The following is an 11,764-nucleotide window of genomic DNA, read 5'->3' on the forward strand; positions in this document are numbered from 1 at the left end:
TGTCCAGCGTAAGACGGTTAACGCAGTAAGAGGTAAATGTTCTCTTCGCCGCGCATCACGTTCAGGGCAATCACCGACGGTTTCGTCTCCAGCACTTTGCGCATATCCGCGATGGACTGCGTGCGCTGACGGTTAATACCGATGATGACATCATCTTTATGCAGGCCAACCTGCGCCGCTGCGCTGCCTTTTTCCACGTCGCTGATGACGATGCCTTTGGTGCCGTCTTTCAACTGACCGTCGCTCAATGACGCCCCCTGTAGCTGCGGGGCGATCATTTCCGCGCTGGCGGTCGCTGAGGTGCTTTTATCCAGTGTGACTTCGACTTCCAGCGGTTTGCCATCGCGCAGCAGCCCCAGCTTCACTTTTGAGCCGGGTTCGGTGGTAGCAATGCGTGAGCGCAGTTCAGCAAAGCTGCTCAGCGCTTTGCCATTCAGGCTAACAATCACGTCGCCTGATTTCACGCCCGCTTTCGCCGAGCCGGAGTTTGGCAAGACTTCGCTGACAAATGCCCCGCGCTGCACATTGAGGTTAAACGCTTTGGCAATATCGGCGCTCATTTCCATGCCGCGAATACCGAGAAGCCCGCGTTTGATTTCGCCAAACTGAATCAGCTGTTTCGCCAGTATTTGTGCCATATTGCTGGGGATGGCGAAGCCAATCCCGACGCTGCCGCCGCCAGGGGCGAGAATCGCGGTGTTAATGCCGATCAGCTCGCCGTTGAGGTTCAGCAATGCGCCGCCGGAGTTCCCACGGTTAATTGAGGCATCGGTCTGAATAAAGTTTTCCAGCCCTTCGAGGTTCAGCCCGCTCCGCCCTAACGCTGAAACAATTCCGGAAGTAGCGGTTTGCCCTAGCCCGAAAGGGTTGCCGACGGCGACGGCGAAATCGCCGACGCGCAGTTTATCGGAGTCGGCAATAGCGATTTGTGTGAGTTTACTGCCGCCCTGAATTTGTAGCAGGGCGATGTCGCTCTGATCGTCGCTGCCAATCAGTTTGGCATCGAACTCGCGGCCATCATTGAGCTGGATGCTGATTTTTTGCGCCTGGCTGATGACGTGGTTGTTGGTTAAGACGTAGCCTTTCGCCGCATCAATGATGACACCAGACCCTAAGCCTTCGAACGGTTGCGCCGGTTCGTTGCCGCCTTCTTCACCGAAGAATTTTTTTAGCTCTTCCGGCACGCGCTGACTCGGCGTAGCGGTACCTTCCACCTGCACGCTGACTACCGCGGGCAGCACTTTTTCCAGCATCGGTGCGAGGCTTGGCAGTGCGCCCTGGCCAGGTACCTGAGTGGGAATCGACGCGCTGGCCACCTGAGGCACGGCAAAGGACAGGCCGACACTTAACGCTAACGCACTCAACAGCAAAGTTTTTTTATTCATTGGTGCTGGCTCTCATAACCTGAGGTGTAAGGACAATGCTTCCCGAAACAGACTGATGTTATTGAATTTTTATCGGGGGAACAATGTGGATATTGACTAAATATAGTCGGAGGGGGAGAGAAGTGACGGGCGCAACGCGTACGCCCGTAAAATAAAAACGTCGTCAGCGGGTTAGTCGCGTTTTGCACCGCTACGCAGCAGGCCGGAAGCACCTTCTGAGTAGTCACGCGGCATTTGTACCGGCGCCTGGTCGTTACCGGCTTCAGATTCAGCCAGACGATTGCGGAACGGATTAGACTCTGCGCTCATTTCAGGCAGCAGGCTGCTTGAGCTTTTCGCCATGTGCTGATAGAGCTGACGATAGTCGTCCGCCATGTTGTTCAGCAATTCCGCACTGCGCGCAAAATGGCTGACTAACTCTTCGCGATACTCTTCCAGTTCGGCTTTATTTTTTTCCAGCTCGTACTGCAGGGCCTGTTGTTGACGCAATTTGCGATTACCGAAACGCATGGCCACAGCACCGATAATAATGCCGACAACGAGCCCAATTAGCGCATATTCCCAGGTCATGAACATCTCCCATTGTTTTGTGGTTCCGTAGGGTATTGGTGACCAGGCGCTCCTTGCCTGTACCAGATACTGCCACTATAACCGCTTATTCCGCAGAAGTGGAATCCTGGCGTATCATCGCGTAGTGTAGAACGGCACTTTTTTCACCAATCGTGAAGTAAGACATACCGGTTTTCAAAGGAATAACAATTAGATCATGCAAAGCCTGTCCCCCACATCGCGTTATCTTCAGGCCCTCGCAGAGGGCACCCATCAGCCTGATGATGTCCAGCGTGAGGCGGTAAATCGCCTCGATACCATCTACCAGGAACTGCTTGTCAATCGTGCGCAGCCAGCCCAAAGCGGCGGTGGCCTGATGGCAAAATTCGGAAAATTTCTTGGTAAACGAGAGGCGGGTACGAGCACGCCGGTTCGCGGCTTGTATATGTGGGGCGGGGTTGGCCGGGGGAAAACCTGGCTGATGGACATGTTCTATCACAGCCTGCCGGGCGAACGTAAACAGCGTCTGCACTTTCACCGCTTTATGCTGCGAGTGCATGAAGAACTGACGCAGCTTCAGGGGCATAGCGACCCGCTGGAAATCGTCGCCGAACGTTTTAAAGCGGAAACGGATGTACTCTGCTTTGACGAGTTTTTTGTCTCGGATATCACGGACGCCATGCTGCTTGGCGGCCTGATGAAAGCGCTGTTCTCGCGCGGCATTACGCTGGTTGCGACGTCGAATATCCCGCCGGACGAGCTTTACCGCAACGGCTTGCAGCGCGCGCGCTTCCTGCCGGCCATCGACGCCATCAAAGCGCACTGCGACATTATGAACGTCGACGCGGGGGTAGATTACCGTCTGCGCACGTTAACACAGGCGCATCTGTGGCTCTCGCCGCTGAACGACGAAACGCGCGTCGAGATGGATAAACTGTGGCTGGCACTGGCAGGTGCCAGGCGCGAGCATGCGCCAGAGCTTGAGATTAACCACCGGCCATTGCCAACGCTGGGTGTTGAGAATCAAACGCTGGCGGTTTCCTTTACGACGTTGTGTGTTGATGCGCGCAGCCAGCACGACTACATCGCGCTTTCGCGCCTGTTCCATACGGTAATGCTTTTTGATGTGCCCGTTATGACGTCAATGCAGGAGAGCGAAGCACGTCGTTTTATTGCGCTGGTGGATGAGTTTTATGAGCGACACGTGAAGCTGGTGGTGAGCGCGGAAGTACCGCTGTACGACATTTATCAGGGCGAACGCTTAAAGTTTGAGTTCCAGCGCTGTTTGTCGCGCTTACAGGAAATGCAGAGCGAAGAGTATTTAAAACGGCCTCATATGCCATAAATGCTCCCCTCTCCCCGTGGGAGAGGGGAGGGATTGTGCCCAGAGGTTACGTGAGTGAGGTTTTCTCCCTCTCCCTGTGGGAGAGGGCCGGGGTGAGGGCATCAGGCCGCACCCCCCCTATTAAAACCTCCCCATCAAAATCACAAATAAGGGTCGATCTTTAACCCCGACTTCTCTATAATCTTGCGACCCCACGTTACAAGAAGGTTTTTTTCCCAAAACTTTCTCTGCGCCGGCATAGGCTATTCGAAGGGGTAGGTTTGCTGGACAATGTCGTGTGAACCTCAACTGACAAAACGTTTGGGTGTTCACCAACGTGTAACTTATTTATTTGGGTAAGCTTTTAATGAAAACTTTTACAGCTAAACCAGAAACCGTTCAACGTGACTGGTATGTTGTTGACGCGACCGGTAAAACTCTGGGCCGTCTGGCTACTGAACTGGCTCGTCGCCTGCGCGGTAAGCATAAAGCGGAATACACTCCGCACGTAGATACCGGTGATTACATCATCGTTCTGAACGCTGACAAAGTTGCTGTAACCGGCAACAAGCGTACTGACAAAATGTACTATCACCACACCGGCCACATCGGTGGTATCAAAGAAGCGACCTTTGAAGAGATGATTGCCCGCCGTCCTGAGCGTGTGATTGAAATCGCGGTTAAAGGCATGCTGCCAAAAGGCCCGCTGGGTCGTGCTATGTTCCGTAAACTGAAAGTTTACGCGGGTACCGAGCACAACCACGCGGCACAGCAACCGCAAGTTCTTGACATCTAATCGGGATTATAGGCAATGGCTGAAAATCAATACTACGGCACTGGTCGCCGCAAAAGTTCCGCAGCTCGCGTTTTCATCAAACCGGGCAACGGCAAAATCGTTATCAACCAACGTTCTCTGGAACAGTACTTCGGTCGTGAAACTGCTCGCATGGTAGTTCGTCAGCCGCTGGAACTGGTCGACATGGTTGAGAAACTGGATCTGTACATCACCGTTAAAGGTGGTGGTATCTCTGGTCAGGCTGGTGCGATCCGTCACGGTATCACCCGCGCTCTGATGGAGTATGATGAGTCCCTGCGTAGCGAACTGCGTAAAGCTGGCTTCGTTACCCGTGATGCTCGTCAGGTTGAACGTAAGAAAGTCGGCCTGCGTAAAGCACGTCGTCGTCCTCAGTTCTCCAAACGTTAATTGGTTTCTGCTTACGCAGACAACAATTTGCGCAAAAACCCGCTTCGGCGGGTTTTTTTATGCCTGAACAGTTACGCTACACGCGTATTTATAGGGTGGAAAAGCTATGGCCAACGCCAATCTCACGGCTCTTTTTCCGGATTTCCAGAATCGACTCACCACAAGCCGTGCAAAATCTGGTAAACTATTCTCCAATTTTCTGCCCAAATGCGGGTGATTGTTCAATTTTTGTTTGGTTTGCAAGCAGGAATGCCACTCAACGCAGGATGGGGACACACTTCTGGCTAGCCACCGTGTGGCTGGTAGCAGTAAAAATTCTGAATATACCTGGAGGTTTTCATGGCTGTCGCTGCCAACAAACGTTCGGTAATGACGCTGTTTTCTGGTCCTACTGACATTTATAGCCATCAGGTCCGCATCGTGCTGGCTGAAAAAGGTGTCAGCTTTGAGATAGAGCACGTGGAAAAGGACAATCCACCGCAGGATCTGATTGACCTCAACCCGAATCAAAGCGTTCCGACACTGGTAGATCGCGAACTGACTCTGTGGGAATCCCGCATCATTATGGAATACCTGGATGAGCGTTTCCCGCATCCACCGCTGATGCCGGTTTACCCGGTTGCTCGCGGTGAGAGCCGTCTGTACATGCAACGTATCGAGAAAGACTGGTACACGCTGATGAACGTCGTGATGACGGGCTCTGCGGCTCAGGCTGACGCTGCGCGTAAACAGCTGCGTGAAGAGCTGCTGGCGATTGCGCCGGTCTTCACCCAGAAGCCGTACTTCCTGAGCGATGAGTTCAGTCTGGTCGACTGCTACCTGGCGCCGCTGCTGTGGCGTCTGCCGGTGATGGGCATTGAAATGGTCGGTGCGGGTGCGAAAGAGCTGAAAGGCTATATGACCCGCGTCTTCGAACGTGATTCTTTCCTTGCCTCCTTAACGGAAGCCGAGCGCGAAATGCGCCTTGGCCGGGGTTAATTGAATGGATGTGTCACAGCTTTCTCCGCGCCGCCCGTATCTGCTTCGTGCGTTTTACGAGTGGCTGCTGGACAACCAGCTTACGCCGCATTTGGTCGTTGATGTCATGCAACCAGGCGTTCAGGTGCCAATGGAGTACGCCCGTGACGGCCAGATCGTCCTGAACATCGCGCCACGCGCGGTGGGCAACCTGGAGCTGGCGAACGATGAAGTTCGCTTCAACGCCCGCTTCGGCGGCGTTCCGCGCAATGTTTCCGTGCCGCTGGCCGCCGTGCTGGCTATTTACGCACGTGAAAACGGTGCAGGCACCATGTTCGAACCGGAAACGGCCTACGACGAAGATGCGGAAGGCTACAACGACGACCTCGAAGTGGTTGAAAATGAAACGGTGATGTCGGTCATCGACGGTGATAAGCCAGATCACGATGACGACACCGATCCGGACGATACCCCGCCGCCGCGCGGTGGCCGCCCGGCGCTTCGCGTCGTGAAGTAACCCCCTAAAAACAGATCCGCACGGATCTGTTTTTTTTCATCCACCGTCCATCCCTCTGTGCTCATTTCAGCCTCACATTTTGTGATATGATGAAAATTCAGTGAAATTTCCTCATCTTTCCAGGTTAAACGGTACCTATGAGCGCATTTGACTCTAACTCAGAAGACACCATCGGCAACAGCCTGCGCCGCCGCCCGCTGGCGCGTAAAAAACTGTCTGAGATGGTGGAAGAAGAGCTGGAACAGATGATCCGCCGTCGTGAGTTTGGCGAGGGGGAACAGTTACCGTCTGAGCGCGAACTGATGGCATTCTTCAACGTTGGTCGCCCCTCGGTGCGGGAAGCGCTGGCTGCGCTGAAACGCAAAGGGCTGGTGCAGATTAACAACGGTGAGCGCGCGCGCGTATCGCGCCCGTCGGCGGACACCATCATTGGCGAGCTCTCCGGCATGGCGAAAGATTTTCTCTCGCATCCTGGCGGTATCGCACACTTCGAACAACTTCGTCTGTTCTTTGAATCAAGCCTGGTGCGCTATGCCGCCGAACACGCCACCGATGAGCAAATTGCGCTGCTGGTGAAAGCGCTGGAGATCAACAGCCAGGCGCTGGATGATAATGCGCAGTTTATCCGCTCGGACGTCGACTTCCATCGCGTGCTGGCGGAAATTCCCGGCAACCCTATCTTTATGGCAATCCACGTCGCGCTTCTCGACTGGCTGATTGCCGCCCGCCCGAAAGTCGCGGATCAGGAACTCCACGAGCACAACAGCGTGAGCTATCAACAGCATATCGCCATTGTTGACGCCATTCGCGCCCACGATCCGGATGAAGCAGATCGTGCTTTGCAAACCCACCTCAACAGCGTCTCTGCCACCTGGCACGCCTTCGGCAAAGCTAAAAAATCCCGTAAGTGATCCCATGCTGGCGATCGATTTAGTGAAGTCAATCGCACAATAAGCTTTCCGTATTACGCTGCTGCAAAAGTGATCTGGTATAACAGGTATAAAGGTACACAGTTAATCCGATTAAACATCACTACGAGGTATGTATGGCTAGCAACTTACGGGGCGTAATGCCCGCGCTTCTCACTCCTTTCGACGCCCAGCAAAAGATTGATAAAGAGAGCCTGCGTCGGCTGGTACGTTTTAACATCGAGCAGGGTGTTGATGGCGTTTATGTAGGTGGGTCTACCGGGGAAGCGTTTATCCAGAGCCTGGCCGAGCGTGAGGAAGTGCTTGAAATCGTGGCGGAAGAGGGGAAAGGGAAAATCACTCTGATTGCTCATGTTGGCTGCGTTAGCACGGCGGAAAGCCAGCAACTGGCGGCTGCGGCAAAACGGTATGGTTTCGATGCGGTATCTGCAGTGACGCCGTTCTACTACCCGTTTAGTTTTGAAGAACACTGCGATCACTATCGCGCAATTATCGACTCGGCTGATGGATTACCGATGGTGGTCTACAACATTCCGGTGCTGAGTGGTGTAAAACTGACGCTGGATCAAATCAACACGCTGGTGACGTTACCGGGCGTCGGCGCGCTGAAACAAACCTCAGGCGATCTATATCAGATGGAACAGATCCGCCGCGCGCATCCGGAGCTGGTGCTCTACAACGGCTACGACGAGATCTTTGCCTCTGGCCTGCTGGCGGGAGCCGACGGTGGGATCGGCAGCACCTACAACATCATGGGCTGGCGCTACATGGGGATCGCGCAGGCGCTAAAAGAGGGCGACATCGCAAAGGCACAGCAATTGCAGCGCGAATGCAACAAGGTCATTGACCTGCTGATCAAAGTGGGTGTCTTCCGCGGGCTGAAAACGGTTCTGCATTACATGGATGTGGTCGCTGTACCGCTGTGCCGCAAACCGTTCGCCCCGGTGGACGAGAAATACCTGCCGGAGCTGAAATCGCTGGCGCAGAAGCTGATGCAGGAGCGGGGCTGAGTTATTGGCCGCTCCCCTCACCCTAACCCTCTCCCTCAAGGGAGAGGGGACGGTATGTACCCAGCTTTAAGAACTGCGCAGGTTTTCTCCCTCCCCCTGAGGGAGAGGGCCGGGGTGAGGCGGGAACCGCATGCATCCAAACACATTCATACCAAAGCGCGTGGGCATAAGCCCACCGCGGGAGAATCACCATGAGTACAACAACCCAGAATATCCCGTGGTATCGCCATCTCAATCGGGCACAATGGCGGGCTTTTTCCGCCGCCTGGTTGGGGTATTTGCTTGATGGTTTTGATTTTGTCTTAATCGCCCTGGTGTTAACCGAAGTGCAGGGTGAATTCGGTTTAACCACCGTACAGGCGGCAAGTTTGATTTCCGCCGCCTTTATCTCACGTTGGTTCGGTGGTCTGATGCTGGGCGCAATGGGTGACCGCTATGGCCGCCGCCTGGCGATGGTCACCAGCATTATTCTTTTCTCGGCGGGCACGCTCGCCTGCGGCTTTGCTCCGGGCTACACCTCGCTGTTTATCGCCCGTCTGGTGATCGGCATGGGGATGGCGGGGGAATACGGTTCCAGCGCGACCTATGTGATTGAAAGCTGGCCGAAACAGCTACGCAATAAAGCCAGCGGCTTCCTGATTTCTGGCTTCTCTGTCGGTGCCGTCGTTGCCGCACAAGTCTACAGCCTGGTGGTACCCGTCTGGGGCTGGCGCGCGCTGTTTTTCATCGGCATCGTACCTATTGTCTTTGCGCTCTGGCTGCGTAAAAACATCCCGGAAGCGGAAGATTGGAAAGCGAAACACGAAGGCAAAGCTCCGGTACGCACGATGGTCGATATCCTCTATCGCGGCCAGTACCGGGTCATGAATATCATCATGACCTGTGTTGCAGGGGCGTCGCTGTGGTACTGCTTTGCGGGTGAAGCGCGTATTGCCGGGCTGGTGGCGCTGCTGGGTCTGGTCTGCGCCATTATCTTTATCAGCTTTATGGTGCAAAGCAGCGGTAAACGCTGGCCGACTGGTGTCATGCTGATGGTGGTTGTGCTGTTTGCGTTCCTCTACTCCTGGCCGATTCAGGCACTGCTGCCGACCTATCTGAAAACCGAGCTGGCCTATGATCCGCATACGGTGGCGAACGTCCTGTTCTTCAGTGGATTTGGCGCGGCGGTAGGCTGCTGCGTGGGCGGGTTCCTCGGTGACTGGTTGGGTACCCGTAAAGCGTACGTCTGTAGCCTGCTGGCTTCGCAGTTGCTGATCATTCCAGTGTTTGCGATTGGCGGCTCCAGCGTGTGGGTGCTCGGTTTTCTGCTCTTTTTCCAGCAAATGCTGGGGCAGGGGATCTCGGGGATCTTACCGAAACTGATTGGTGGGTATTTCGAAACAGATCAACGTGCGGCAGGGCTCGGCTTTACTTACAACGTCGGGGCGTTAGGCGGCGCGCTGGCACCGATCCTCGGGGCGTTGATCGCCCAACGGCTGGATCTGGGTACTGCGCTGGGCTCGCTCTCCTTTAGCCTGACGTTTGTGGTGATCCTGTTGATCGGTCTTGATATGCCCACGCGCGTTCAGCGTTGGATCCGCCCGGAAGCGCTACGTACTCATGATGCCATCGACGGAAAACCGTTCAGCGGTGCCGTACCGTTTGGCGCGAATAAAAGCGGGTTAGTAAAAAGTAAAAGTTAACCAGGGAGCCCGGCGCATGCCGGGCGTTTTACCGAGGATATGATGATGTCTTTACTTGAACAACTGAATAACAGTATTGCGCAATCCGGCGGACTGATTGTCTCCTGCCAGCCGGTACCCAATAGCCCGCTCGATAAACCCGACATCGTTGCCGCGATGGCGCTGGCGGCGGAGCAGGCGGGGGCCGTCGCGTTGCGTATTGAAGGTGTGGCGAATTTACGTACCACCCGTCCGCTCGTGTCGATCCCGATTATCGGCATTCTCAAACGCGATCTGGATAATTCCCCGGTGCGTATTACCCCGTTCCCTGAAGACGTCGATGCGCTGGCGCAGGCTGGAGCTAACATTATCGCCGTGGATGGTACCGACCGTGTACGCCCGGCGAGTGTAGAGGCACTGTTGGCGCAGATTCACCAGCACGGTTTGCTGGCGATGGCCGACTGCTCAACATTTGAAGACGGCATGGCCTGTCAGCAATGGGGGGCAGATATTATCGGCAGCACGCTTTCGGGTTACACGACGCCTGAAACGCCAGAAGAACCTGACTTTGCGCTGGTAAAAACATTAAGCGACGCCGGTTGCCGGGTGATAGCTGAAGGGCGCTACAACACGCCTGCACAGGCGGCAGAAGCGATGCGTCACGGCGCGTGGGCGGTCACGGTCGGCTCCGCGATTACGCGGCTGGAACACATCTGCCAGTGGTATAACACGGCGTTAAAAAAGGCGGTGCTATGACCACGCTGGCAATTGATATTGGTGGCACCAAGCTGGCCGCCGCGCTGGTTGATGACGCGCTGAACCTGCTTGAACGTCGCGAACTCCCCACACCCGCCAGCAAAACGCCCGATGCGCTACGGGCAGCGTTGCAGGCGCTGGTAGAACCCCTTTTCCACCGTGCCACGCGGGTGGCCATCGCCTCAACCGGTATTATTCGGGATGGCTTACTGCTGGCGATTAACCCGCTTAATCTGGGCGGCTTGCTGAATTTCCCGCTCACGAAAACGTTGGAATCGATAACCGGATTGCCGACGCTGGCGGTGAATGATGCACAGGCGGCGGCATGGGCGGAATATCATGCCCTGCATGGCAATTATCGTGACATGGTTTTCCTCACCGTCTCCACGGGGGTGGGAGGCGGTGTGATAAGCAACGGCAAACTGATCGCCGGAACGGGCGGTCTGGCCGGGCATTTGGGTCATACGCTGGCCGATCCTAACGGGCCGATGTGCGGCTGTGGTCGTCGGGGCTGCGTAGAAGCCATTGCTTCAGGGCGCGGGATTGCGGCTGCGGCAGAAGGTGAACTCGCAGGATGCGATGCCAAAGCAATTTTCACTCGCGCGGGACAGGGCGATAAGCAGGCGCTACAGCTCATTCACCGCTCGGCACAGACACTGGCGAGATTAATCGCTGATGTAAAAGCCACAACCGATTGCCAGTGTGTGGTCATTGGCGGCAGCGTTGGGCTAGCGGAAAGGTATCTGGCGCAGGTGGAGGGCTGTCTGGCACAGGAGCCTGCCGTTTATCAGGTTACCTTACAATCCGCGCACTATCGGCATGACGCGGGACTACTGGGAGCCGCGCTGTTGGCCCAGGGAGAAAAAAATGGTAACAGGTGAAATTCAGTCGCTGGACTCTGCGGGGTTACACCCCGTTTTGGTTGAGGCGTTAGCATTGGCGTTAACTGCCCGCCCGCAAGAGAAATCGCCAGGGCGTTATGAGCTGCGCGGTGATGACATCTTTATGAATGTGATGGCATTCCCCACACAGCCAGCCACAAGCAAAAAAGCGGAGCTGCATGTGCAGTATGTGGATATCCAGCTTTTGCTGAGTGGAGAAGAACGGATCCTGTTCGGTGTGGCAGGAACAGCACGACAGTGCGAAGAGCTACATGCTGATGAGGATTACCAGCTTTGTTCTGCCATTGAGAATGAGCAAACGGTGACCTTAAAACCGGGAATGTTCGCCGTGTTTATGCCGGGAGAGCCGCATAAACCGGGGTGTAACGTGGCGCTATCGCGAGATATCAAAAAAACGGTGGTTAAAGTCCGCGCCAGCTTGCTCGCGTGATAAAAAAAGCCGGATGGCGCTGGCGCTTATCCGGCCTACAAGTTTTCTGCAATGTATTGAATCTGGAGTGTTTTGTAGGCCGGATAAGGCGGTTACGCCGCATCCGGCAAAAACAAAGTGCACTTTTTCAGCTATCTGAT

At 55.2% G+C, this 11,764-nt stretch carries 13 protein-coding genes; 11 read left to right on the forward strand and 2 right to left on the reverse strand.

The genetic code is table 11. From position 1 onward, the window contains the following. Positions 1-17: 17 nt before the first annotated feature. Positions 18-1,385 carry a serine endoprotease DegQ gene (gene degQ, locus DBY68_RS04270; protein WP_108474935.1) on the reverse strand — a complete coding sequence of 456 codons (1,368 nt, stop codon included), beginning with the start codon at positions 1,383-1,385 and terminating at the stop codon, positions 18-20. 171 nt (positions 1,386-1,556) lie between these two features. Next, positions 1,557-1,955 carry a Z-ring associated protein ZapG gene (gene zapG / locus DBY68_RS04275; RefSeq protein WP_015962802.1) on the reverse strand — a complete coding sequence of 133 codons (399 nt, stop codon included), beginning with the start codon at positions 1,953-1,955 and terminating at the stop codon, positions 1,557-1,559. 196 nt (positions 1,956-2,151) lie between these two features. On the opposite strand from zapG, the gene zapE reads away from it, so the two are divergent. The 11 genes from zapE (at position 2,152) to nanQ (ending at position 11,624) form a co-directional block, all read left to right on the forward strand. Further along, complete coding sequence (zapE, locus tag DBY68_RS04280) at positions 2,152-3,279, forward strand: cell division protein ZapE (RefSeq protein WP_108474936.1); 1,128 nt, start codon at positions 2,152-2,154, stop codon at positions 3,277-3,279. A gap of 346 nt (positions 3,280-3,625) precedes the next feature. Next, positions 3,626-4,054 (forward strand): 50S ribosomal protein L13, encoded by a 429-nt coding sequence (rplM, locus tag DBY68_RS04285; RefSeq protein ID WP_015962804.1) that lies wholly within the window; start codon positions 3,626-3,628, stop codon positions 4,052-4,054. Positions 4,055-4,069: 15 nt separating this feature from the next. Then, complete coding sequence (gene rpsI, locus DBY68_RS04290) at positions 4,070-4,462, forward strand: 30S ribosomal protein S9 (RefSeq protein WP_000829818.1); 393 nt, start codon at positions 4,070-4,072, stop codon at positions 4,460-4,462. A 339-nt stretch (positions 4,463-4,801) separates the two neighbouring features. After that, complete coding sequence (gene sspA, locus DBY68_RS04300; RefSeq protein ID WP_108474938.1) at positions 4,802-5,440, forward strand: stringent starvation protein SspA; 639 nt, start codon at positions 4,802-4,804, stop codon at positions 5,438-5,440. A gap of 4 nt (positions 5,441-5,444) precedes the next feature. Further along, on the forward strand, positions 5,445-5,936 hold the full coding sequence (sspB, locus tag DBY68_RS04305; protein WP_015962806.1) for a ClpXP protease specificity-enhancing factor: 492 nt from the start codon (positions 5,445-5,447) through the stop codon (positions 5,934-5,936). A gap of 137 nt (positions 5,937-6,073) precedes the next feature. Beyond that, entirely contained in the window at positions 6,074-6,847 is a 774-nt protein-coding gene (gene nanR / locus DBY68_RS04310) for a transcriptional regulator NanR (protein ID WP_108474939.1), read from the forward strand. 134 nt (positions 6,848-6,981) lie between these two features. Beyond that, complete coding sequence (gene nanA / locus DBY68_RS04315; protein WP_108474940.1) at positions 6,982-7,875, forward strand: N-acetylneuraminate lyase; 894 nt, start codon at positions 6,982-6,984, stop codon at positions 7,873-7,875. Positions 7,876-8,066: 191 nt separating this feature from the next. After that, positions 8,067-9,557 (forward strand): MFS transporter, encoded by a 1,491-nt coding sequence (locus DBY68_RS04320; RefSeq protein ID WP_108474941.1) that lies wholly within the window; start codon positions 8,067-8,069, stop codon positions 9,555-9,557. 45 nt (positions 9,558-9,602) lie between these two features. After that, entirely contained in the window at positions 9,603-10,292 is a 690-nt protein-coding gene (locus tag DBY68_RS04325; RefSeq protein WP_108474942.1) for an N-acetylmannosamine-6-phosphate 2-epimerase, read from the forward strand. Further along, on the forward strand, positions 10,289-11,173 hold the full coding sequence (locus DBY68_RS04330; RefSeq protein WP_108474943.1) for an N-acetylmannosamine kinase: 885 nt from the start codon (positions 10,289-10,291) through the stop codon (positions 11,171-11,173). Before DBY68_RS04325 ends, DBY68_RS04330 begins: the two co-directional genes overlap by 4 nt. Continuing rightward, positions 11,160-11,624, forward strand: a complete 465-nt coding sequence (gene nanQ, locus DBY68_RS04335) for an N-acetylneuraminate anomerase (protein ID WP_108474944.1) — start codon at positions 11,160-11,162, stop codon at positions 11,622-11,624. Before DBY68_RS04330 ends, nanQ begins: the two co-directional genes overlap by 14 nt. Positions 11,625-11,764: the final 140 nt, after the last annotated feature.

The sequence above is a fragment of the Pseudocitrobacter sp. RIT415 genome, assembly GCF_003057695.2.
Classification (GTDB): Bacteria; Pseudomonadota; Gammaproteobacteria; order Enterobacterales; family Enterobacteriaceae; genus Pseudocitrobacter; species Pseudocitrobacter faecalis.

Excerpts from the sequence above, each read along its gene's own strand:
- degQ (WP_108474935.1), bottom strand. The coding sequence starts at position 1,385 with ATGAATAAAAAAACTTTGCTGTTGAGTGCGTTAGCGTTAAGTGTCGGC.
- zapG (WP_015962802.1), bottom strand. The coding sequence starts at position 1,955 with ATGACCTGGGAATATGCGCTAATTGGGCTCGTTGTCGGCATTATTATC.
- zapE (WP_108474936.1), top strand. The coding sequence starts at position 2,152 with ATGCAAAGCCTGTCCCCCACATCGCGTTATCTTCAGGCCCTCGCAGAG.
- rplM (WP_015962804.1), top strand. The coding sequence starts at position 3,626 with ATGAAAACTTTTACAGCTAAACCAGAAACCGTTCAACGTGACTGGTAT.
- rpsI (WP_000829818.1), top strand. The coding sequence starts at position 4,070 with ATGGCTGAAAATCAATACTACGGCACTGGTCGCCGCAAAAGTTCCGCA.
- sspA (WP_108474938.1), top strand. The coding sequence starts at position 4,802 with ATGGCTGTCGCTGCCAACAAACGTTCGGTAATGACGCTGTTTTCTGGT.
- sspB (WP_015962806.1), top strand. The coding sequence starts at position 5,445 with ATGGATGTGTCACAGCTTTCTCCGCGCCGCCCGTATCTGCTTCGTGCG.
- nanR (WP_108474939.1), top strand. The coding sequence starts at position 6,074 with ATGAGCGCATTTGACTCTAACTCAGAAGACACCATCGGCAACAGCCTG.
- nanA (WP_108474940.1), top strand. The coding sequence starts at position 6,982 with ATGGCTAGCAACTTACGGGGCGTAATGCCCGCGCTTCTCACTCCTTTC.
- DBY68_RS04320 (WP_108474941.1), top strand. The coding sequence starts at position 8,067 with ATGAGTACAACAACCCAGAATATCCCGTGGTATCGCCATCTCAATCGG.
- DBY68_RS04325 (WP_108474942.1), top strand. The coding sequence starts at position 9,603 with ATGTCTTTACTTGAACAACTGAATAACAGTATTGCGCAATCCGGCGGA.
- DBY68_RS04330 (WP_108474943.1), top strand. The coding sequence starts at position 10,289 with ATGACCACGCTGGCAATTGATATTGGTGGCACCAAGCTGGCCGCCGCG.
- nanQ (WP_108474944.1), top strand. The coding sequence starts at position 11,160 with ATGGTAACAGGTGAAATTCAGTCGCTGGACTCTGCGGGGTTACACCCC.